This is a genomic window from Microbacterium halotolerans (genome assembly GCF_003569805.1).
Classification (GTDB): domain Bacteria; phylum Actinomycetota; class Actinomycetes; order Actinomycetales; family Microbacteriaceae; genus Microbacterium; species Microbacterium halotolerans.
In genome coordinates, this window is the sequence record NZ_KZ984051.1 from 1,563,953 (window position 1) to 1,585,081 (window position 21,129).

Consider the following 21,129-nt stretch of genomic DNA (forward strand, 5'->3'; position numbering starts at 1 on the left):
CACGTTGGCACCGTGTACGAAGGAACTCGCGACGACGTTGCCCTCGATGTTCTGCGTCACCTGCCAGTTGACACCGGCGTACGGCGCGTAGATCGTTCCCATGAGGGAGTCGCCGCCGGTCACCATGACCGAGGTGGCATCCACGAAGTTCAGCAGGATGAAGTGCGCGTTCGCTGATCCGATGCCTGCGCTCGTTGGATTTGTGCCGTTGAACGATGAACCGAAGACGTTGATCAGCAGCGGCGTGGTGTCGTTCGGTTGAGTCGTGAACGTCAGCGACGCGAGGTTCTCGAGGTCCGTCGTCGTGATGTTCAGCACATTCGTCTCACCCGGCGTGAGCGTGATACGTCCGTTCGCTCCGGGAGGCACCGAGCTAGGCAGCGGCTGCGAATCGTCACGGTTGAGCAGCTCGATGGTCGGCGAGCATGTCCCCATGAGCGTGGCCGTTTCCCGGTACAGAGCGAACGCCGCGGGAACATCGATGAGCTCGGACGTCCCTTCGACGGCATATACGGAGTCAGGCGCCTGAGAGGTCGCGAGTTGGATACGTGGTGAGTATTCGTAGGCCTGCCCGGGCGGCACGATATGGGTCGCGAGTCCCGGCGTCCCGTTCATGTCGGTCGTCAGTGCGGTGTAGCTCGTCGCGTCACCGATCTTCGCAAACCCACCGTTGTGGACCTCGACGTTCTCGGCTGTCGTCGGGAACACCACCTGACCCCCGGCCCAGAGGTACGTCGGCTGAGCATCTCCCGGGGCGGTGAACGTGTCATAGAACGGTCCCACCCCCGCGGCGACGTTGTACCCCTTGCCGATGATGTAGTCACCGCCCGTCGCCATCGTGCCCTCGGACTCGTCCGCGTTCACGGTGGTGTCGCCCTCTACGAAGACGAGGAACCCACTGTTGGCGGGATGACCGTCGACCAACTGTCCGAGCGGGGTGCGAACGGGATTGAACGGTCCGATCGCCTCCCCGGGGGCGGCAGCCGCCGGCGTTGAGACCGTAAGCGCCGCGATCCCGAGCGCCAAGGCGCACGCACCCGCGGAGACCTGCAGAATTCCCCGTGCAGCGTGCATACGGTCAGTCTGCCACCACCACGGTCAAATGTGTGCCTGAGCGGTGAGATTCGCGAGCACCTTGTCCCAGGTGCCCTCGACAGCCATCCGGTGATGCCACGTCCATGCCGTCTACCACGGCCCGAACGCCGCCGGCAGATCACGCCACGCGATCCCGCACCGATGTCGATAGGCGATCCCTTCGAGCATCATGCGCGCGTCCGAGAGCTTCCGACCAGGCTTGCCCGTCGACTTCGGCACTGACGACTCGAACGACGACCACTGAACATCAGAGAGCAACTGGAAACGCGACACGGCTCAAGAGTCTCAGCCAGAATCGTCCGCCTTTGTCAGATACGACTTAGGCGAGTCGGGCACGGACCGCGGTCTCCAACGCGGTGAGGCGGGTCTCGGCATCGGCGGGGGAGGTTCCGCGCACGTCGAGGTACGCCTTCAGCTTCGGCTCCGTGCCGCTGGGGCGGAAGATCACGCGCGACCCGTCGTCGAGCATGTAGCGCAGGATGTCGCCTGACGGGGCGTCGCCGGATGCCGAGAGCAGGTCGGTCGCCTCGGTCACGGTGCGCTCGCCGAAGGCCGTGGGAGGTTCGGCGCGCAGCGACGCCATCGTGTGCGCGATGACCGAGGTGTCCTCGACCCGGATCGATACCTGGCCGCTGGAGTAATGGCCGATCTCGTCAGAGACCTCGTCCACCAGATCGGCGAGAGTGCGGCCCGTCGTGCGTGCCTCGGCGGCGAGGGCGAGCACGGCGACGGCCGCCGAGATGCCGTCCTTGTCGCGCACCGTCTCGGGGTTCACGAGGTAGCCCAGCGCCTCCTCGTATCCGTACACCAGATCGGGCGTGCGCGAGATCCATTTGAATCCGGTCAGCGTCTGGACCGAGCGAACCTCGTAGCGCTCAGCGATCGCCGAGAGACCGGGAGAGGAGACCAGCGAGCACGCCAGGGTCGCGCCGGGGGCTCCGGATGCGGCGCGCGCCGCACGCAGGCCGAGCAGCAGGCCGATCTCGTTGCCGGTGAGGCGCCGCCATGCACCGTCGGCGCCGGGAATCGCAACAGCCAGCCGATCTGCGTCGGGGTCGTGCGCCAGCGCGAACTCCGCGCCGGCCTCGCGTGCGGCCTCGAACAGGAGGTCCATCGCGCCAGCTTCCTCAGGGTTGGGGAACGCGACGGTGGGGAACGCTCCGTCCGGATGGAGCTGAGCGACAGCCGCCGCCGGCCGTGGGAAGCCCGCCTCGTCGAGCACGCGCGCGAAGGTCTCCCAGCCGACGCCGTGCATCGCCGTGTACGCCCACGCCATGCCGTCCGCCCCGCGCGGATAGCCGGGCCCGGCGACGGCCGCCGTCGCGCGCACGTACGCGTCGACGGACTCGTCGTCCGCCACGCCGTAGTCGCCGGAGCGCGGCAGCTCGGAGACCGAACCTTCCGCGACGCGGCCGATGTGCGCGGCGATGTCGCCGTCGGCGGGAGGCACGATCTGCGCGCCGCCGCTGTCGCCGCCGAGATACACCTTGTAGCCGTTGTCGGCCGGCGGATTGTGGCTGGCGGTGACCATCACGCCCGCATCGGCGCCGAGGTGCCGCACGGCGAACGCGAGCACGGGGGTGGGAAGCATCCGCGGCAGCAGAACGGCGCGCAGACCTGCACCGGCGATGATCTCCGCGGAGTCGCGGGCGAACACGTCGGAGTTGCGGCGGCCGTCGTACCCGATCACCACGACGGGAACGTGTCCGCTCGTCGTCTCACGCAGGTAGGCGGCGAGGCCTGCCGCGGCCTGGGCGACCAGCACGCGATTCATGCGCATGGGTCCTGCGCCGAGTGCGCCGCGCAGCCCCGCCGTGCCGAACTGCAGACGCCCCGAGAACCGGGCGCGCAGCTCTTCTGCGGCATCCGGATCCTCCCTCACCCGTTCGAGCAGCGCGTCGAGCTCGGCGCGGGTCTCCTCATCCGGGTCCTGCGCGCTCCATGCCCGCGCCGTAGCAACGACATCGTCCAGCGCGCCCGCACCCTGTTCGCTCACGTGTTCCTCCCGATGCTCCCGTCCCGCGCGGTGCCGTATCGGCCGGCCGCGGCATCCGGTCCGTGCTCCCGCCCCATGGCTCTCATCAGATCCTTCCGACGACGTCGGCCAACAGCTGTGAGATCCTGCCCTCCGCCGCGCGCCCGGCCTCGATGACCTCGGCATGGCTGAGCGGAGAGGGGGAGATGCCGGCGGCGAGGTTCGTGATCAGCGAGAAGCCCAGCACCTCCATACCCGACTGGCGGGCTGCGATCGCCTCGAGTGCCGTCGACATGCCGACGATGTGCCCGCCGAGGGTCTTCGCCATCTGCACTTCGGCCGGCGTCTCGTACTGCGGTCCGCGGAACTGGCAGTACACGCCCTCGTCGAGATCCGGATCGACCGAGCGTGCCACCTCGCGCAGCCGTGCCGAGTACAGATCGGTCATGTCGATGAAGGTCGCGCCCTCGAGCGGACTGTCGGAGGTGAGATTGAGGTGGTCGCTGATCAGCACCGGCTGCCCCGCCGACCACGCGGGCTTGATGCCGCCGGCGCCGTTGGTGAGCACCATCACCTTCGCGCCGGTCGCCGCCGCCGTGCGCACGCTGTGCACGACCCTGCGCACGCCGTGTCCCTCGTAGTAGTGGGTGCGCGCGCCGATCACCAGCACGTTCCTGCCGCTGGGAGTGCGCAGGCTCCGGATGGTGCCGACGTGGCCCTCCAGTGCGGGCTTCGAGAAGCCGGTGACCTCGGTCGCGGGAATCGTCGCGACCGTTTCGCCGAGCAGCTCCGCCGCTTTGCCCCACCCGCTGCCGAGCGTGACGGCGATATCGTGCCCGGCGACGCCGGTGAGCCTCGCGATGTCGTCTGCCGCGGCCTGCGCGATGGAGAACGGGTCTGCCGGGTGGTCGAGCGGGTGCGTCATGCGACCACCTTAAGCACAACCGCCGACGGCGCGCCCCGGCCCCCGGCATCCGGTTCCTCGTGTCCGTCGCCCGCGGCGGCTGCAGGGTGCTGAGACGGGGTCAGGGAGTGACAGAATGGAGCCATGAGCTTCGACTTCGAGCGCAAGCAGCGGATCGCGATCATCGGCGGGGGGCCTGGCGGCTACGAAGCGGCGCTGTCCGCTGCTCAGCTCGGGGCCGAGGTGACTCTCGTGGAGAACACGGGCGTCGGAGGGGCCGCGGTCCTCACCGATGTGGTGCCGTCCAAGACGCTGATCGCGACGGCGGACGCCGCGCAGGCGATCGATGCAGCAGGCGACCTCGGCGTGCAGTTCTACGCGAAGGGTGCAGAGGACAAGCCGCTCAAGCCGGAGACGGCCATCAATCTGCTCGCGGTGAACAAGCGGATCCTCGCTCTGGCCGGTCAGCAGTCGGAGGACATGCGCGAGCAGCTGATCGAGGCCGGCGTGAATGTGATCTCCGGTCACGGCCGGATGAAGGGCGACAACGCCGTCGTCATCTCCACGGGTCCCGGCGGCACGGACTTCGATCAGATCGAGGCCGACACGATCGTCATCTCGACCGGTTCGACCCCGCGTGAGCTTCCATCGGCCAAGCCCGACGGCACGCGTATCCTCACCTGGAAGCAGGTCTACGATCTGCCGGCCGTGCCAGAGCACATCATCGTGGTCGGCTCCGGCGTCACCGGCGCCGAGTTCGCGTCGGCGTACATGAACCTCGGTGCGAAGGTGACGCTCGTCTCGAGCCGTGAGCAGGTGCTTCCCGGTGAGGACCCGGATGCCGCTGCCGTGCTCGAGAAGGTGTTCACCCGCGGCGGCATGACGCTGCTGGCGCGCTCGCGCGCCGAGAAGGTGGAGAACACGGGAGACGGCGTCGTTGTGACGCTGTCGAACGGCGACGAGATCGCCGGATCGCACTGTCTGATGGCCGTCGGATCGACGCCGAACACCACCGACATCGGGCTGGAGGAGGCCGGTGTGCAGCTGGCCGATACCGGACGCATCATGGTCAACCGCGTCGGCCGCACGTCGATCCCGAACGTGTACGCGGTCGGCGACTGCACCAACCTGATGCCGCTCGCCTCGGTCGCGTCGATGCTCGGTCGCACGGCGGTGTTCCACGCCATGGGCGACGCGGTCATCCCGTTCGCGAACAACAAGATCGCGGCGAACATCTTCACCAGCCCCGAGATCGCCACGGTCGGTTGGACCACCGGCGAGGACGCCGTCGAGTACAAGCTCCCGATCGCCGCGAACGCCCGCGCTAAGATGATGAGCGTCCGCGACGGCTTCGTGAAGCTCTACGCGCGCAAAGGATCAGGCACGGTCGTCGGCGGCGTGGTCGTCGGGCCGAAGGCGAGTGAGCTGATCTACCCGATCTCGATCGCCGTCGACCGCCGTCTCACGGTCGACCAGCTGGCCCGCGTGTTCACAACCTACCCGTCGCTCTCTGGCGCGATCAACGACGCCGCCCGCGCGATGCACGGCATCAACAAGCGCGGCTTCTGACTCCGCAGCACGAAAGCGGCGCGGCGGGCCCATCCGGGTCCGACGCGCCGTTCTTCTTCATTTCTGGCACATTTCTGATGCTGGGCACCCCCGGAGATGTGCCAGAAATGAAGAGATGACCCGCGCTACGCGATGGTGAGCAGGGGGTGGCCGGATGAGATCGTCTGGCCGACAGGGGCGTCGATCGCTGAGACGGTGCCGTCCTTGTGCGCGTGGATGGGCTGCTCCATCTTCATCGCCTCGAGCACGAGCACCAGGTCGCCCTTGACGACCTCCTGGCCGTCCTCGACGGCGACCTTCACGATCGTCGCCTGCATCGGCGACTTCAGCGAATCCCCGCTGGCGCCCGTCGTGACCGACGAGCCCGAGTGCGAGCGGCGCGAAGGCGGCGCCGCTGCGGGGCGCCCCGTGCCGCCGCTGTTCGTGGTGATGCGGTCGGGCAGGCTGACCTCGAGGCGCTTGCCCGCGACCTCCACGACCACGGTGTGGCGCGGCTCCCGTTCGGCGGGAGCCGTCAGCTCGCCGTCCCACGGCGGGATGTCGTTCACGAACTCGGTCTCGATCCAGCGCGTGTAGACGCCGAACTCGCCGCTCTCCGCCGTGAACGCGGGGTCGGAGACGACCTTGCGGTGGAACGGCAGCACGGTGGGCAGTCCGGCGACTTCGAACTCCTCGAGCGCGCGGCGCGAGCGCTCCAGCGCCTCGGCGCGGTCGCTGCCCGTGACGATGATCTTCGCGAGCATCGAGTCAAACGCGCCCGACACGCTGTCACCGGCCGTGACGCCGGAGTCGAGCCGGATGCCTGGACCGCCGAAGGTCTTGAAGACATGGATCGGGCCCGGCTGCGGGAGGAACCCGCGGCCCGGGTCCTCGCCGTTGATGCGGAACTCGATCGAGTGCCCGCGCGGGGCCGGGTCGTCGTACCCGAGCTCCTCGCCCGCGGCGATCCGGAACTGCTCGCGCACCAGATCGATGCCGGTGACCTCCTCGGAGACCGGATGCTCGACCTGCAGCCGTGTGTTGACCTCGAGGAAGGAGATGGTGCCGTCCGCACCGATGAGGAACTCGCACGTTCCCGCGCCGACGTAGCCGACCTCCTTCATGATCGCCTTCGACGCCTCGTACAGCACGGTGTTCTGCTCGTCGGTGATGAACGGCGCGGGCGCCTCCTCAACGAGCTTCTGGTGGCGGCGCTGCAGCGAGCAGTCGCGGGTGGAGACGACGACGACGTTCCCCGCCTCGTCGGCGAGGCACTGGGTCTCGACATGGCGCGGCTTGTCGAGGTACTTCTCCACGAAGCACTCGCCGCGGCCGAACGCAGCGATGGCCTCGCGCGTGGCCGACTCGAACATGTCGGGCACTTCGTCGATCGTACGGGCGACCTTCAGGCCGCGGCCGCCGCCGCCGTACGCCGCCTTGATCGCAATCGGCAGGCCGACCTTCTCCGCGAAGGCGACGACCTCCTCCGCCGTGTCGACAGGCCCTGGCGTGCCGGGCGCCAGCGGTGCGCCGACCTTCTCGGCGACGCGGCGCGCGGTGACCTTGTCGCCCAGCGACTCGATCGCCTCGGGCGACGGCCCGATCCAGGTCAGTCCCGAACGGATCACGGCGCGTGCGAACCCGGCGTTCTCCGCGAGGAATCCGTATCCGGGGTGGACCGCATCCGCGCCGGAACGGCGGGCGACGGAGAGGATCTTGTCGATCTGCAGGTAGGTGTCGGCGCTGGTCTCACCGTCGAGGGCGTAGGCCTCATCGGCGAGCTTCGCATGCATGGCGTCACGGTCCTGGTCGGCGTAGACGGCGACCGACCCGAGGCCGGCGTCGCGGGCCGCCCGGATGATGCGAACGGCGATCTCGCCACGGTTGGCGATGAGGACCTTACGAAGGGCGCGGCTATCGAGCATGGGTTTCAGCCTAGTTCGGAGGCAGAGCGAGAAATTGAGCGACTCCGACAACAAAGCGTGCGCTTCGTGACGTGAATCCTACGAGCGGAGATGCGACGGTGGATCGCGTCAGGCTCCGCGGTTCCACAGGCTCGGCCAATCGACGCCGAGATCGCGCACCAGGCGTCGCACCGTCGACAGCGACATGCCTACGACGGTCGAAGGGTCGCCGTCCACCGATTCGATGAACGCGCCTCCCAGACTGTCGACGGTGAACGCGCCAGCCACATGCAGCGGCTCGCCCGTGGCGACGTAGGCGTCGATCTCGCCGTCAGTGATGTCGGACGCGAACGTCACGCGCGCCTCAGCGACCGCATGCGCCTCGTACGATCCGTCTGCTGAGACGCGGTGCACACTGTGGCCGGAGTGCAGCACGCCAGTGCGACCGCGCATGTCGCGCCAGCGGGCGACGGCGCGCTCCGGCGTGTGCGGTTTGCCGTAGACGACGCCGCTGAGCTCGAACATCGAGTCCCCGCCGATCACGAGACCGTCGAACCCCTCCGCGGCAAGTCTGCCTGCGACATCCGCCGCCTTGCGGCGCGCGAGCAGCAGCACGTGCTCCGACGGGGTCAGCGCGTGACCCTGTTCCGCCTCGACGGCCTGCACGACCGCGTCCTCGTCGACGTTCGGCGACTCCAAGCGCGGCTCGATGCCCGCCTGTCGCATCAGCATGAGGCGGGCAGGGGAGGTGGAAGCGAGGCAGACCGGCATGCGTCCAGAGTATTAGCGGGCACTCGGTTCGCAAAGGCACGGCCGCGGCTCACGGTGATCCAGCCGGGGCGTGCTGCCGCAGGCATCCGGATGGTCGATTCGCAGGCCGTTCCTGACACGATAGAGGCATGGAAAAGGGCGATCAGATCGAACTCGACGTCACGGGCGTCGCGCACGGGGGCGTGTTCGTCGCGCGCGAGCCGGAGGGGCGCGTGGTGTTCGTCGCCGATGCGATCCCCGGAGAGCGGGTGCGTGCACGCATCACCGAGGTGAAGAAGTCGTTCGCACGCGCTGAGACGGTCGACGTCCTCGATGCATCGCCCGACCGCGTGCCGCACGTCTGGCCCGCCGTGGCCGGGGGCGAGCAACCGGGCGGCGCCGACCTCGGTCACATCGCACTGCCTCGCCAGCGCGAGCTGAAGGCGCAGGTGCTGCGTGAGGCGTTCGCGAAGTTCGCCGATCTCGAGATCGATGCGCCCGTGCTGGGCCCGGAGGCCGTGCTCGGAGGCGATCATCCGGATGTAGCGGCCACCCGTGACGGGCTGCGCTACCGCACCCGCATCAGCCTGCACGTCGACGATCGAGGGCGCATCGGCCCGTTCGCCCCGCGCAGCCACCGCGTCGTCGAGGTCGGCGATCACCCCCTCGCAACACCGGAGATCGCCGAAGTCGCCGTCGCTCTGCGCAGCGCGCCGGAGGGTCGCGTCGACTTGGTGCAGCCGGCCGACGGCGGCATCCGGACCCTGCGGCGTCCCGCGCGCCGACCCGGTGACCGCGCCCCGCGCGAAGAGCCCGAGGTCGTCGTCGAAGCGGTGGCGGACCGCGAGTTCCAGGTCGACGCAGGGGGATTCTGGCAGGTGCACCGCGCCGCGGCCGAGCTGCTCACGGGCGCCGTGCGGCGGGGGCTCGGCCCGCTGGATTCCGACGCGTGGAACCTCGACCTGTACGGCGGCGTCGGCCTGTTCGCGGCGACGCTGGGTGAGCTCGCGGAAGGAGCGCGACTGACGACCGTCGAATCGTCGCAGCGCGCGTCGCTGCACGCGGAGCAGAACCTCGCCGACTTCGGCGCGGAAGCACTCGACCTGCGCGTCGAACACTTCCTCACGCAGCTGTCGAACCAGGCCAGCCTGCTCGACCGCGAGATGCTCACACGAGGCGTCGCGCTGCTGGACCCGCCGCGCTCGGGGGCAGGCAGGGACGTCGTCGAAGGCCTTGCCGACCTCGGCCCGTCGCGCGTCGCATACATCGCGTGCGACCCCGTGGCTCTCGCCCGCGACGTCGGCACGTTCCGCGGTCTCGGCTACGAGCTGGAATCGCTGCAGGCATTCGACATCTTCCCGCAGTCGCACCACGTCGAGGCCGTCGCCGTCCTGACGCGCTGAACCGGCATGCCTTCGGGACGGCGTCGTCGGCATGCGCAGCCGCCGTGCGCGCGACGTGGATCGTGCGGCGGCTCGATAGGCTGGCCGGATGATCCGGGTTGCACTGATCGATGACCACGAGTCCGTCCGTCTCGGCCTCGTGGCCGCGATCGGGCGCGCAGGGTGGGTGACGATCTACGAGGGGGCGACTGTGTCCGACTTCCTCGCGTGGCGGCAGACGGAGCGGACGCCGGCCGCGGACGTCGTGCTGCTCGACCTCACCCTCGGCGACGGCACGACGGTCACGGAGAATGTGACGCGGCTCGCCAGGGAGTCCTCGGTGATCATCCACTCGGTCGCCGACCGCCCTTCCGCGGTGCGTGAGGCGCTCGTCGCCGGGGCGGTCGGCGTGGTGAGCAAAGCATCGCCGATCGACGACGTGATCGACGCGGTCGGTGTCGTCGCGCGCGGCGACCAGCTCAACAACGTCGAGTGGGCGAGCGCCGTCGAGGGCGACAGGGCGTTCGCCGACGCCCAGCTGTCGATCAGAGAGCGCGAGGTGCTTCGGATGTATGCGGCTGGGCTGCCGCTGAAGGCCGTAGCGGAGCGCCTGGGAGTCGCCTACTCCACTGCCAAGGAGAACATCACTCGCGTGCGGGTGAAGTACACCGAGGTCGGACGCCCCGCTCCGACGAAGGTCGATCTGCTCAGGCGGGCGGTGGAGGACGGGCTCGTGGACGGATTGTCCGAGGACCCGACTCGTGCCTGACGAGCAGTCGCTGATCGACGAGGCGTGGCGTCGGATCCCGCAGGGGCGGAAACAGGCGAGTCCCGGGCGGTTCACCAGGGCGAGGTTCGAGCGGATCGCGCAGGTGCTCGTCGCCGTCGCCGGTGCGGTGCTCGGCGGCCAGACTCTGGTGATCGCGGTCACGGACGGCCAGTTCCAGGCACATCCAGTCGTACTCGGAATCACCATGAGCTCGCTGGCGGCCATGATCGTGACCGCGGCAGTCGGCCGCTTCGCCCGGCTCGCGGCCGGAGTGTTCGCCGTCGGCTACGTCGCCGCACTGGCGTGGTGGTGCTTCGTCGACATCGGCGGCGTCGATCCGATCGCACAGCCGTGGCCGTTCTTCCTGCTCTCGGTCGCGACAGGGGCAGCGCTGGTGGCCTTCAGCCTGCCGTGGCAGATCGTCTGGGCGATCGTCCCTCCGCTCCTGTTCGGCATCGCGCAGCTGCTGCGCGCCGACTTCGCCGAGACCGCGTGGGAAGCGCTCGGCTACGACACGTCGGTTGCGATTCTTCTCAATCTGCTGATCGTCGTCCTCGGCTGGATGTACCGCGGCATCGCCAACGGTGTCGACGAGGCGCGGAGCCGCGTGGTGGAGGCATATACCGACGCACGCGCCGTGGAAGCAGCGGAACAGGAGCGCATCGAGATCGCGAGCCTCATGCACGACAGCGTGTTGGCGGCACTCATCGCCGCAGCGCGAGCGGAGACGCCGAGGGAGCGCCAACTCGTCGTCGACATGTCGCGTGAGGCGCTGACTCGCCTCGCCGATGCAGAGACCGCGGGCCCCGAGGGCAGTGACGCGCCGCGAGGCGTCAGCGAGATGGCCGCGGCGATCGAGCACGCGGCGAGTGAGCTCGGCGTCACTCTGACCGTGCCAGTGCACGTTCCGGACGGCGACGTCGAGATCCCCGGCAGAGTCGCGCGAGCCGTGGTGCTCGCTGCGAAGCAGGCGGTCGCCAACGCCGTGCACCACGCTGACGCCGTGGGACTCGCAGCGAGCGTGAGAGCCGATGGCGCAGGCATCAGCGTCGAGGTATCCGATCGCGGACCCGGCCTGGACGTCGGCGCGATCCCCGCCGATCGCCTCGGCATCCGGGCTTCGATCATGGCCAGACTCGCAGCGGTCGGCGGTGAGGGCCACATCGATTCCGGCTCACACGGCACACGGGTCACGCTGACCTGGAGCGCCACCGATGACGACGAGGGGGACCGGACATGACACTGCGCCGAGTCCTGATGACGATCGTCATCGCCTTCACAGCGTACTTCCTGGTCAGGGGCGCCATCATCGCGACGATCGTGCCGAACGCGCTGCACCACCTCGTCACCGTGGCGCTGTGGCTGGCGACCGTCGCGATCGTGCTGTGGGTGCCGGGGCGGGATCCTCGTGCGAAGGGAGTCGGGAACCGATCGCCGTCACGGCTGCCGCTGTGGGCCGCGATCGTCGTGGTCGTCGCCATCACGGTCTCTCAATCGCAGGCGATCTGGGCGAGCGGAGACCACATCCACGACCCGATCATGGCGACGATGTTCGGCGCGAACGGTGAGGTGCTGACGATCCTCATGGTGCGTCGCCGCCCGTCCTGGGCGTGGGGCGGCGTCGCCGTCGTCGCCGCCCTCGGCATCGCCGCGATGGGCGTAGGGGAGGCGCTGGGGCGAGGCCTGCTCGGTACGTTCCTCTGGGTGGGGATCGCGCAGCTGATGCTGTGGTCCGTCGACAGGGCGTATCTCGACACGGCTCGGCTGGTGAGGCTGCAGCAGGCCTCGGCGGCCTGGCAGGCGTCGCAGGATGCGCGACGCGCCGAGCGGCGCGAGCGGGTGCGATTCGCCCTCGCCGTGGCCGGGCCCGTCCTGACTCGGGTCGTGCTGTCCGGCGGCCGGCTCGACGATGCGGAGCGAACGGACGCGCTGACGGCCGAGGGCACGCTGCGCGACGAGCTGCGCGCGCACCGGCTGCTGGACGACGATGTGCGCGCGGCGATCCGGATGACGCGCGACCGCGGTGCGAGCGTGACGGTGATCGACGATGACGCCCTCACCGACCTCGGCGACGATGCGCTCGAACGGGTGCGCGCTGTGCTGGCGGAGGCGCTGCGCGCGACCGATGCCGACCGCATCATCGTGAGGACCACGCCCGATCCCGACACCGCGGTGACGATCGTCGGCCGCCGTGCCGCGCCCAGACCCGACGAGGACGCCCTCGCCCTGTGGCAGGAGATCCCCCGGCCCTGACCCGGCACTCACTGCCAGCAGCCGTCGGGGGAGGAGAAAGGTCCCGGGCGGCGTATTCGCCGCCCGGGACCTTTGGAGACGCGGAGCAGTTACCCGAAAACCGTCCGCGAGGGAACCGGCGCGTGCCGCCATCCCTAGGGCGGCGCGCCAGAGCGCTTGAGCGCGTTTCCGTATTCAGTATTTCAAGCCGAGGCGTCCGCGTCTGTAGGTATTTTGGGGGACATTTGTTGCGAGATCCGACAACTCAGCCTGCGAAACGGCCCCACTGGCTTCCCGGCGTGCGCCGCATCCGCCGCGAGCGGTTCCACGCGCTGCGCGCCGTCTGCTCGTCGGCCGTGGCATGTTCGGTCTCTTCGAGGTATGCCGTGGGGAGCACACCGGCCAGCGCGGCCAGATCCTCCTCAGACGGCGTTCCCCTGGTGATCTCGACGCTCGGCAGCTCGCCGCGCCCGTGCGTGCCCTCGGTGCTCACAGCGGAATGTTCCCGTGCTTCTTCGGCGGCAGCTCGGCGCGCTTGTTGCGCAGCGAGCGCAGCGCCTTCGCGACCGACACGCGGGTCTGCGCCGGTTCGATGATGCCGTCGAGCTCCCCGCGTTCCGCGGCGAGGAACGGCGACGCCACGTTGTAGGTGTACTCGTTCGCGAGCCGGGTGCGCACCTCGGCGAGATCCTCGCCGTTCTCCGCCGCCTTCTTCAGCTCACCGCGGTACAGGATGTTCACGGCCCCCTGGCCGCCCATCACGGCGATCTCGGCGGTCGGCCACGCCAGGTTGACGTCGGCGCCGAGCTGCTTCGACCCCATCACGATGTACGCCCCGCCGTACGCCTTGCGCAGGATCACGGTCACCAGCGGCACGGTCGCCTCGGCGTATGCGTACAACAGCTTCGCGCCGCGACGGATGACACCCGTCCATTCCTGGTCCGTGCCCGGCAGGTAGCCAGGCACGTCGACGAGCGTGACGATCGGGATCGAGAACGCGTCGCAGAACCGCACGAACCGCGATGCCTTCTCGCCCGCCTCGATATTCAGAGTGCCCGCCATCTGCTGCGGCTGGTTCGCGATGATGCCCACCGAGCGCCCCTCGACGCGGCCGAACCCGACCACGATGTTCGGCGCGAACAGCGGTTGCACCTCGAGGAACTCGTCGTCGATGACCTGCTCGATGACCTGCTTGATGTCATACGGCTGGTTCGGGGAATCCGGGATGATCGTGTTGAGCGAGCGGTCCTCATCCGTCGTCTCGAACTCGAAGCCCGTGTCGTACGCCGGAGGATCGGCCATGTTGTTGTCCGGCAGGAAGCCCACCAGCCCGCGCGCGTAGTCGAGCGCGTCGTCCTCATCTTCGGCGAGGTAGTGCGCCACACCGGAGCGGGTGTTGTGCGTGTAGGCACCGCCGAGCTCCTCCATGCCGACGTCCTCGCCCGTGACCGTCTTGATGACATCCGGGCCCGTGACGAACATCTGACTGGTCTTGTCGACCATGATCACGAAGTCGGTCAGCGCCGGCGAGTACACGGCGCCGCCGGCTGCCGGCCCCATCACGATCGAGATCTGCGGGATCACGCCGGAGGCCGCCGTGTTCAGCCGGAAGATCTCGGCGTACTTGCCCAGCGCGAGCACGCCCTCCTGGATGCGCGCGCCGCCGGAGTCGAGGATGCCGATGATCGGCATGCCGCCGCGGAGGGCGAATTCCATGACCTTGATGATCTTGTCGCCGGCCACTTCGCCGAGCGATCCGCCGAAGGTGGAGAAGTCCTGCGAGTAGACGGCGATGTTGCGGCCGTGGATGGTCGCCGTGCCCGTGACGACGGAGTCGCCGTACGGGCGGGAGCGGTCCATGCCGAACGACGTGGTGCGGTGGCGCACGTATTCGTCGAACTCGACGAAGCTGCCGGGATCGACGAGCATCTCGATGCGCTCGCGCGCTGTGAGCTTGCCCTTGGCGTGCTGCTTCTCGACAGCATTCTCCTCAGCCTGAGTCACGGCTTCGGCGTAGCGTTCGCGGAGGTCGGCGATCTTGCCTGCGGTCGTAGAGAGATCCGGTTCGGTCACGCGTTCCACCCTAACCGCGCGAAGCTGACTGCTTTTGGTGGCCACGCACAATGACTCCGGAGATCGTGTGTGTGATCTGGATGATCGAGACGAGGCAGGGCGTGCCGTGATCTGCGCGTACGCTGGCTGGGTGACGTGGGAGAAGACGCGCGGTGCTGCCGCGAGCGTGACGGAGTTGGAGCACACCGGGTCGACGAACGCCGATCTGGCCAGTCGAGCGGCGATGGACGTTCTGCCGCACCTGAGCGTGCTGCTCACCAGGGACCAGCGGTCGGGCCGAGGGCGGCTCGACCGGCAGTGGCGGGCGCCCGCGGGCGCCGCGCTCGCGGTTTCGGTCCTGGTCAGGGTCGACGGCGTGCCCTTCGCCTCGCGGGGTTGGATTCCGCTGATCGCGGGCGCGGCGATGGCGAGGGCAGTGGGAGCGCAGCTCGTCGGCTATCCGGTCGGAGCGAAGTGGCCCAACGACGTGCTGGTGGCGGGGCGGAAGATCTGCGGCATCCTCGTGGAGGCGACCGCCGACCTCGGCACCGTGATCATCGGGTCGGGCATCAACACACGGATGACGGCCCAGGAGCTGCCAGTGCCGACGGCGACATCGTTCGCGGCCAGCGGCATCCGGTGCGACGAGGATCGGCTGCTGGCCGACTATCTGCGCGAACTGGACCGGCGGCTCGGGGCACTGACCGAGGCCGGCGGCGACGCGGAGCGAGCAGGTGTGCGGCGCGACGTCGTCGAAGGATGCATCACGCTCGGACAGAGCGTGCGCGTGATGATGCCGGCGGGCGACGACCTGCTCGGCAGGGCCGAGGACATCGACGCGGACGGACGGCTCGTCGTGCGCACGCCGAAGGGTCCGGTGTCTGTCGCGGCAGGAGACGTCGTGCACGTGCGCCCTGCGGAATAGACGGCTTGCAGCATCCGGAGCCGCGCGCCACCGGGCACAGGCGGCGCAGACACGGCAGAATGGGAACCCCGCGCGGACAGAAGGGAGCGGCCGTGACAGTGCCGAGCATGCCCGATCGCCCTGATCTGCCGCCCCCTGGCGCGCCGAGGCCGGAGGAACTGCTCGTGGCGAGGTTCCGGCCGCAGGCCAGGCGCCTGATCTGGTCGGCGCTGCTGCTGATCGTGCTCTGCGCCGCGGGAGGATACGGCTGGGGCAACCTGCCGGACGGTTTCAGCAACTGGATGATCCTCGCCGCGGGCGCGGGCCTCGTGCTGCTGTTCGTGGTCACACCGTGGCTGGTGTGGCGCTCGCGGGTGTACACGGTGACGACTCGGCGCGTGATCGCCAGGCGCGGCCTGTTCGGGCAGAGCAGCATCGAGCTCTCGCACGCCCGCGGTTACTCGATCGAGACGCGGCGCGGTCTCTGGCAGCGTCTGTGGGGCACGGGCACGCTGACGCTCTCCGACGGTCTGGAGGGGAAGATCGTGCTGGTGAACGTGCTGCGCCCCCGGCTCGTGTCCGAGGTGCTCGCCGACCAGATCGAGGTCAACCAGATCCTCGCCCACCGCGAGGCCGAGTCCCAGCTCTGACGCGCACCCGCCTCCGCCCTGGCCGGGTGCCTCAGCTGCCGAAATGCGCACTTTTCGCCGAGACGCGCCGTTCTGGACGTCCGAATGATCGAAAAGTGCGCATCTCGCGGGCGGCCCCGGCTGTCATTGCGTGCCGGGAGGCCTCGGTTCCGGATGGCAGGATAGGTGCATGTCCCTGCGTGTCGGAGTAATCGGTGGCGGCCAGCTGGCCAGGATGATGATCGCACCTGCCGTGGAGCTCGGCGTCGAGCTGCGCGTGCTCGCCGAGGCGGACGGCATGTCGGCGGCGCTGGCCGCGACGGCGGTCGGCGACTACCGAGATCCGGATGTCGTGCTCGCGTTCGCGAAGGACGTCGATGTGATCACGTTCGATCATGAGCACGTGCCGCAACCGGTGCTGCGTGCGCTGGTCGATGCCGGAGTGAAGGTGCACCCCGGTCCCGACGCGCTGCGCTACGCCCAGGACAAGATCGTGATGCGCACGCGCCTGGCCGAAGTCGGCACGCCGCAGCCGGACTGGGCGGCTGTGCGCGATGCAGGCGAGCTGCAGGCATTCCTCGACGGGCACAGCGGGCGAGCGGTGGTGAAGACCCCCCGCGGTGGCTACGACGGCAAGGGCGTGCGAGGGGTGTCATCCGGATCCGAGGCCGACGACTGGTTCGCGGACTTCGACGGTGAGCCGATTCTGGTCGAGGAGCTGGTCGACTTCCGTCGCGAACTGGCTCAGCAGATCGCGCGCCGTCCATCCGGTGCGACGAGGGCGTATCCGGTCGTCGAGACCGTGCAGCGCGACGGCATCTGCAGCGAGGTCTTCGCACCGGCTCCCGGCGCCTCGGCCCGCACCGTCGAAGCGTCGGCGCAGATCGCGGAGGAGATCGCCGCCGGGCTCGGCGTGACGGGAATGCTCGCCGTCGAGCTGTTCGAGACGACGGACGGGCGCGTGCTGGTGAACGAACTCGCCATGCGACCGCACAACAGCGGCCACTGGACGCAGGACGGTGCCGTGACGAGCCAGTTCGAACAGCATCTGCGCGCCGTGCTCGACCTTCCACTCGGCGACACCGCGCCGGTGAGCGAAGCCGCCGTGATGATCAACATCCTGGGCGGTCCCGAGGGCGAGGAGCTCACGGACCGGATCGCCGTGGCGGCCGCCGAGCACCCGACGGCGAAGATCCACACCTATGGCAAGGCACCGCGGCCCGGCCGCAAGGTCGGCCACGTCAACGCGTTCGGCGACGACCTCGACGACGCGGCGCACGTGGCGCGCGCGGCGGCCGCTCTGTTCGGCTGAGCGCCTCGAGCAGTTCGGGGCGGGCGACGGCCTGCGGGTGCGCGGACAGCGCGCCCGTCACCTGTCGAGTGATCGCAGGGGAGAGCAGGGAGTCGCCCGCTGCCACCGCCCTGACGGCTCGACGAGCATGCGCAGCCCGGTGCAGACGAGTTCCTGGTCGTCGACCAGCACGATATTCGTCCAGGACACCCTGGTCACTTTGCTCATCCGGAACGGGGGCGTCTCCGCCTGGCCTCTCCCCGTATTCGCGTTCCTGATGCCGGTCGTCTCCGTCGCTTCGGCCGCGGCAGCCGTGCTCGTCGACCGCCGTCGAGCCAGGGGACGTGCGGATGAGGACCGTGGCGCCGACCGTGCCGGCGACACGCGCCGGGAATAGCCAGGCGCCATGGACGTTAGACTTCTGTAGCCGGGCCGCAGCAAACCCCGGGCTCCAATTTTTGCCGCTTCGAGCGGACCACGCGCCGAGAGGCGTTTTCTGCGGCCCGGTCTTTTCATGTCCGCCCGACTCGCGCCTGCGAGCTCGCGAGATGCGCGCTTCTCGCCGAGATGCGCCGATTCTGACGGGCTCCTGTCGTAGAAGTGCGCATCTCGGCAGCTGGGCGCGGGGCATCGGTGCGTGGCGTCTCACGGCGTAGGGTCGGAGCATGACGCGGTTCGCCTTTCTGATCAGCCCGGTCCCGGCGGATGCGACCGGGGACTTCGAATCCACGATCACGCAGATCGATCCGGATGCTCCCGCCCTCAGCGTGGGCGATCTCAGCGCGAATCGCGGCGACGGCGTGTTCGAATCGATCGGCGTCTTCGACGGCAGGGCGAAGCAGGTCGTGCCGCACTTGGAGCGGCTGGCCAACTCGGCGCAGCTGCTCGAACTGCCCGAACCCAACATCGCGCAGTGGAGTCGCGCCTTCGATCGCGCCGTGGCGTCGATTCCCGACCGGGGTGAGTGGACGATCAAACTGCTGCTCAGCCGCGGCGTGCAGATCGGTGGGCCGGGCGCGCCGGCCAGCGGGCCGACCGCCTGGATCACGGCATCGCCCGCACCCGACTTCACCGCTGCGCGGGAGAACGGCATCAGGGTCGTCACGCTCGATCGCGGCTACGACTCCGGCGCGGCGCAGCGTGCGCCGTGGCTGCTGCTGGGGGCGAAGACCCTCTCCTACGCGGTGAACATGGCCGCCGCGCGGGAGGCGCACAGGCGCGGGGCCGACGAGGCGATCTTCACCACCACAGACGGCTACCTGCTCGAAGCGCCGACCGCGAACGTGATCCTGCGCCGCGGCGACCACTTCATCACACCGGAGCCGACCGCGGGCATCCTGCACGGCACGACGCAGCTGGCCGCGTTCGACTGGCTCGAGGAGAACGGGCATCCGACCGGCTACGAGCACATCCCGGTTGCGGCGCTCGCCGCCGCGGACGCCGCCTGGTTCGTCTCGTCGATCCGGCTCGCCGCGCCCGTGACGCATATCGACGGGCGCGAGGTCCCCGTCGACAACGACCTCACTCGAGCACTGAACGTTCACCTGCGCGGCTGATTCTGGCCATCTGGGCCCGTGCGCGGTTCGCGAGATGCGCACCTTTTCGACAGAATCACGTCCAAACCTGCGCATCTCGACGAGAAGAGCGCATCTCGGCAGCCGGCCTACGGCGCGCGGAGGATGTGGTCGCGCGCGTGCGCGACGGCGGCGTCGAGCTCTGTGAACAGGTGCCGATGGTGGCGCAGCGACGCGAGCACACCGACCTTGCGGAAGAGCTCCCTGTGCATCGGTTGGACGCCCTTGATCAGCACGGTGATCCCGCGCCGCTCCAGCGTGCGCACCAGCGTGCTGAGCACGTTCGCCCCCGTCGCGTCGACGAGTTCCAGATGGGACATCCGCAGAATCGCGACCTGGACGCGTTCGAGGTTCTGCGCATCGTCGAACACCCGATCCGCGACGGAGAAGATGAGCGGTCCGTCGAACCGCAGGAGTGCGATGCGCTCGTCTCCCTCGACAGCGGCGCCGGGCAGCGGCTCCGCGGTGACCCTGGTCGTCCCTGCCAGATGCCGGATCGCGAAGAAGCCGGCGAAGACCACCCCGATCACGACCGCGACGATCAGATCGAACGAGACCGTGATGATAGCCGTGAGAACGAATGCCGCGGCGTCAGACCGCGTCGACCGCAGGATGACGCGCACCGTGCTGAGACGGACCATGCGCACCGCCGTCATGACGAGGACGCCGCCGAGTGCCGCGACGGGGATGGCTGAGACCGGTGCAGAGGCCGCGAACACGATCACGAGCAGGAGCACCGCGTGCGTCGCGGCTGCCAGGCGCGTGCGCCCGCCGGCGCGGACGTTCACGGCCGTGCGGGCGATCGCACCCGTGGCTGGCATGCCGCCGAACAGCCCGGCGCCGATGGAGGCGAGCCCTTGGCCCACAAGCTCCCGGTCCGGATGGATCGCGCCGGTGTCGGCGAGCGATGAGGCCACGCGGGCCGAGAGCAGCGATTCGATTGCGGCGAGTGCGGCGACTGTCGCGGCGGGGCCGGCGAGCTCCAGGAGCATGGCGGGGTCGACGGCGGGCAGAGCCGGCGCGGGCAGCGTCGCTGGCAGCGAGCCGATGGTCGCAAGCGGATTCGGAACGATCACGGCGATGATCGTGACCATGACGATGCCGACGAGTGACCCCGGAATCGCCGGATGGATGCGCGGACACACGATCATGCAGGCGACGACGACCGCGGCGGCGCCGAGTGCCCAGAACGCGTAGGAGCCGTTCGCAGTCGTGATCGACTCCCATGCCGCGACGGCCGCGTTCGCATCGTGCGAGGCGATGTCATCCGCGACCAGCGATGGGATCTGCTGCAGACCGATGATGACGGCGATTCCCAGGGTGAAACCTTCGATCACCGGCCAGGGGATGAAGCTCACGGCGCGCCCGAGCCTGGCCGCTCCCGCCGCGAGAACGATGATCCCCGCCATGATGCTCACGGCGGCGACGGCGCCGAGACCGTGCTGCGCGACGATCGGCGCGAGCACGACCACCATCGCTCCCGTCGGGCCCGACACCTGCACGTGAGATCCGCCGAACACGGCTGCGATCACACCAGCGACGATCGCCGTGATCAGGCCGGCTTCGGCCCCGGCGCCGGAGCTCACGCCGAAGCCGAGCGCGAGCGGCAGCGCGACGATGCCGACGGTGATGCCGGCGATGAGGTCGCGTCGCCAGGTCCGCGGCACCGCACGGTAGTCGGCACGCGACGGCAGAAGGCCGACGAATCTCCTCGCCCTGCCGTTCATCTGGACTGCTCGGACCCGACGAGGGCACCTTCGAGGCGAGAGCCGTCCTCCGAGAGGACATCGAGCAGGAGCGCCCGCGCCACGGTCAGCATCTCGGCCACGCGCTCGCCCGTGATCCGGTAGTAGACGTGGCTTCCCCGGCGCTCCGAGGTCACCAGGCGGTAGCGGCGCAGCACGGACAGGTGCTGAGAGAGATGGGAGGCCTCGAGACCGGTCTCGCGTTGGAGAAAGCCCACGCTCAGCTCCTCGCTCTCCGAGAGCAGCTCGAGGATCCGGATGCGCAGCGGATGCGCGAGGCCCTTGAACAGACTCGCCTTGATCTCATAGAGCGGCCGAGAGAGATTGCTGAATGGCATGATGAAGTCATCATATCGTGCCGACCGCATACCCCTG

At 69.2% G+C, this 21,129-nt stretch carries 18 protein-coding genes and 1 pseudogene; 9 read left to right on the forward strand and 10 right to left on the reverse strand.

Annotated elements, in window-relative coordinates:
- The 4 genes and pseudogenes from DZG09_RS07095 to DZG09_RS07110 form a co-directional block, all read right to left on the reverse strand.
- On the reverse strand, nt 1–1,074 hold a 1,074-nt coding region (locus tag DZG09_RS07095), incomplete at its 3' end, for a collagen-binding domain-containing protein (protein ID WP_119696911.1).
- Nucleotides 1,075–1,107: 33 nt separating this feature from the next.
- Nucleotides 1,108–1,368 (reverse strand): annotated as a pseudogene (locus DZG09_RS16875) (transposase); the annotation flags it as partial.
- A 46-nt stretch (nt 1,369–1,414) separates the two neighbouring features.
- Nucleotides 1,415–3,091, reverse strand: a complete 1,677-nt coding sequence (locus DZG09_RS07105; protein ID WP_240423752.1) for a phospho-sugar mutase — start codon at nt 3,089–3,091, stop codon at nt 1,415–1,417.
- Nucleotides 3,092–3,176: 85 nt separating this feature from the next.
- Nucleotides 3,177–3,995, reverse strand: a complete 819-nt coding sequence (locus DZG09_RS07110; RefSeq protein ID WP_119696914.1) for a purine-nucleoside phosphorylase — start codon at nt 3,993–3,995, stop codon at nt 3,177–3,179.
- A 123-nt stretch (nt 3,996–4,118) separates the two neighbouring features.
- On the opposite strand from DZG09_RS07110, the gene DZG09_RS07115 reads away from it, so the two are divergent.
- Nucleotides 4,119–5,543, forward strand: coding sequence for an NAD(P)H-quinone dehydrogenase (locus DZG09_RS07115; protein WP_119696915.1), 1,425 nt, complete (start codon nt 4,119–4,121; stop codon nt 5,541–5,543).
- A gap of 125 nt (nt 5,544–5,668) precedes the next feature.
- Here the strand turns inward: DZG09_RS07115 and DZG09_RS07120 are convergent, their stop codons facing one another.
- Both DZG09_RS07120 and DZG09_RS07125 read right to left on the reverse strand, forming a co-directional pair.
- Nucleotides 5,669–7,447 carry an acetyl/propionyl/methylcrotonyl-CoA carboxylase subunit alpha gene (locus tag DZG09_RS07120; protein ID WP_119696916.1) on the reverse strand — a complete coding sequence of 593 codons (1,779 nt, stop codon included), beginning with the start codon at nt 7,445–7,447 and terminating at the stop codon, nt 5,669–5,671.
- Between the two features lie 108 nt (nt 7,448–7,555).
- Nucleotides 7,556–8,197 (reverse strand): Maf family protein, encoded by a 642-nt coding sequence (locus DZG09_RS07125; RefSeq protein ID WP_119696917.1) that lies wholly within the window; start codon nt 8,195–8,197, stop codon nt 7,556–7,558.
- Nucleotides 8,198–8,325: 128 nt separating this feature from the next.
- On the opposite strand from DZG09_RS07125, the gene DZG09_RS07130 reads away from it, so the two are divergent.
- The 4 genes from DZG09_RS07130 to DZG09_RS07145 all read left to right on the forward strand — a co-directional run bounded on the left by DZG09_RS07130 (nt 8,326) and on the right by DZG09_RS07145 (nt 12,580).
- On the forward strand, nt 8,326–9,579 hold the full coding sequence (locus DZG09_RS07130; protein WP_119696918.1) for a class I SAM-dependent RNA methyltransferase: 1,254 nt from the start codon (nt 8,326–8,328) through the stop codon (nt 9,577–9,579).
- Between the two features lie 88 nt (nt 9,580–9,667).
- Complete coding sequence (locus DZG09_RS07135) at nt 9,668–10,327, forward strand: response regulator transcription factor (RefSeq protein WP_119696919.1); 660 nt, start codon at nt 9,668–9,670, stop codon at nt 10,325–10,327.
- Nucleotides 10,320–11,567 (forward strand): sensor histidine kinase, encoded by a 1,248-nt coding sequence (locus tag DZG09_RS07140; RefSeq protein WP_119696920.1) that lies wholly within the window; start codon nt 10,320–10,322, stop codon nt 11,565–11,567. Before DZG09_RS07135 ends, DZG09_RS07140 begins: the two co-directional genes overlap by 8 nt.
- Nucleotides 11,564–12,580: a hypothetical protein gene (locus tag DZG09_RS07145; RefSeq protein WP_119696921.1), complete on the forward strand. Its 1,017-nt coding sequence runs from the start codon at nt 11,564–11,566 to the stop codon at nt 12,578–12,580. Before DZG09_RS07140 ends, DZG09_RS07145 begins: the two co-directional genes overlap by 4 nt.
- 244 nt (nt 12,581–12,824) lie before the next feature.
- Here DZG09_RS07145 and DZG09_RS07150 read toward each other — a convergent pair whose 3' ends face one another.
- Both DZG09_RS07150 and DZG09_RS07155 read right to left on the reverse strand, forming a co-directional pair.
- On the reverse strand, nt 12,825–13,052 hold the full coding sequence (locus DZG09_RS07150; protein WP_119696922.1) for an acyl-CoA carboxylase epsilon subunit: 228 nt from the start codon (nt 13,050–13,052) through the stop codon (nt 12,825–12,827).
- Nucleotides 13,049–14,641, reverse strand: a complete 1,593-nt coding sequence (locus DZG09_RS07155; RefSeq protein ID WP_119696923.1) for an acyl-CoA carboxylase subunit beta — start codon at nt 14,639–14,641, stop codon at nt 13,049–13,051. The genes DZG09_RS07150 and DZG09_RS07155 overlap by 4 nt, the downstream gene beginning before the upstream one ends.
- Before the next feature lie 121 nt (nt 14,642–14,762).
- Between DZG09_RS07155 and DZG09_RS07160 the strand changes: the two genes are divergently transcribed.
- The 4 genes from DZG09_RS07160 to DZG09_RS07180 all read left to right on the forward strand — a co-directional run bounded on the left by DZG09_RS07160 (nt 14,763) and on the right by DZG09_RS07180 (nt 18,991).
- Nucleotides 14,763–15,536, forward strand: coding sequence for a biotin--[acetyl-CoA-carboxylase] ligase (locus tag DZG09_RS07160; RefSeq protein ID WP_240423754.1), 774 nt, complete (start codon nt 14,763–14,765; stop codon nt 15,534–15,536).
- 107 nt (nt 15,537–15,643) lie between these two features.
- Nucleotides 15,644–16,165 carry a PH domain-containing protein gene (locus tag DZG09_RS07165; RefSeq protein ID WP_205529084.1) on the forward strand — a complete coding sequence of 174 codons (522 nt, stop codon included), beginning with the start codon at nt 15,644–15,646 and terminating at the stop codon, nt 16,163–16,165.
- Nucleotides 16,166–16,334: 169 nt separating this feature from the next.
- Nucleotides 16,335–17,456 carry a 5-(carboxyamino)imidazole ribonucleotide synthase gene (locus DZG09_RS07170; protein WP_119696925.1) on the forward strand — a complete coding sequence of 374 codons (1,122 nt, stop codon included), beginning with the start codon at nt 16,335–16,337 and terminating at the stop codon, nt 17,454–17,456.
- A 644-nt stretch (nt 17,457–18,100) separates the two neighbouring features.
- Entirely contained in the window at nt 18,101–18,991 is an 891-nt protein-coding gene (locus DZG09_RS07180) for an aminodeoxychorismate lyase (protein WP_119696927.1), read from the forward strand.
- Nucleotides 18,992–19,098: 107 nt separating this feature from the next.
- On the opposite strand, the gene DZG09_RS07185 is transcribed toward DZG09_RS07180, so the two are convergent.
- Both DZG09_RS07185 and DZG09_RS07190 read right to left on the reverse strand, forming a co-directional pair.
- Entirely contained in the window at nt 19,099–20,736 is a 1,638-nt protein-coding gene (locus DZG09_RS07185; protein WP_119696928.1) for a SulP family inorganic anion transporter, read from the reverse strand.
- Complete coding sequence (locus DZG09_RS07190; RefSeq protein ID WP_119697440.1) at nt 20,733–21,092, reverse strand: ArsR/SmtB family transcription factor; 360 nt, start codon at nt 21,090–21,092, stop codon at nt 20,733–20,735. Before DZG09_RS07190 ends, DZG09_RS07185 begins: the two co-directional genes overlap by 4 nt.
- Between the last annotated feature and the right edge of the window lie 37 nt (nt 21,093–21,129).

Excerpts from the sequence above, each read along its gene's own strand:
- DZG09_RS07110 (WP_119696914.1), bottom strand. The coding sequence starts at position 3,995 with ATGACGCACCCGCTCGACCACCCGGCAGACCCGTTCTCCATCGCGCAG.
- DZG09_RS07115 (WP_119696915.1), top strand. The coding sequence starts at position 4,119 with ATGAGCTTCGACTTCGAGCGCAAGCAGCGGATCGCGATCATCGGCGGG.
- DZG09_RS07120 (WP_119696916.1), bottom strand. The coding sequence starts at position 7,447 with ATGCTCGATAGCCGCGCCCTTCGTAAGGTCCTCATCGCCAACCGTGGC.
- DZG09_RS07125 (WP_119696917.1), bottom strand. The coding sequence starts at position 8,197 with ATGCCGGTCTGCCTCGCTTCCACCTCCCCTGCCCGCCTCATGCTGATG.
- DZG09_RS07130 (WP_119696918.1), top strand. The coding sequence starts at position 8,326 with ATGGAAAAGGGCGATCAGATCGAACTCGACGTCACGGGCGTCGCGCAC.
- DZG09_RS07135 (WP_119696919.1), top strand. The coding sequence starts at position 9,668 with ATGATCCGGGTTGCACTGATCGATGACCACGAGTCCGTCCGTCTCGGC.
- DZG09_RS07145 (WP_119696921.1), top strand. The coding sequence starts at position 11,564 with ATGACACTGCGCCGAGTCCTGATGACGATCGTCATCGCCTTCACAGCG.
- DZG09_RS07165 (WP_205529084.1), top strand. The coding sequence starts at position 15,644 with ATGCCCGATCGCCCTGATCTGCCGCCCCCTGGCGCGCCGAGGCCGGAG.
- DZG09_RS07170 (WP_119696925.1), top strand. The coding sequence starts at position 16,335 with ATGTCCCTGCGTGTCGGAGTAATCGGTGGCGGCCAGCTGGCCAGGATG.
- DZG09_RS07180 (WP_119696927.1), top strand. The coding sequence starts at position 18,101 with ATGACGCGGTTCGCCTTTCTGATCAGCCCGGTCCCGGCGGATGCGACC.
- DZG09_RS07185 (WP_119696928.1), bottom strand. The coding sequence starts at position 20,736 with ATGAACGGCAGGGCGAGGAGATTCGTCGGCCTTCTGCCGTCGCGTGCC.
- DZG09_RS07190 (WP_119697440.1), bottom strand. The coding sequence starts at position 21,092 with ATGCCATTCAGCAATCTCTCTCGGCCGCTCTATGAGATCAAGGCGAGT.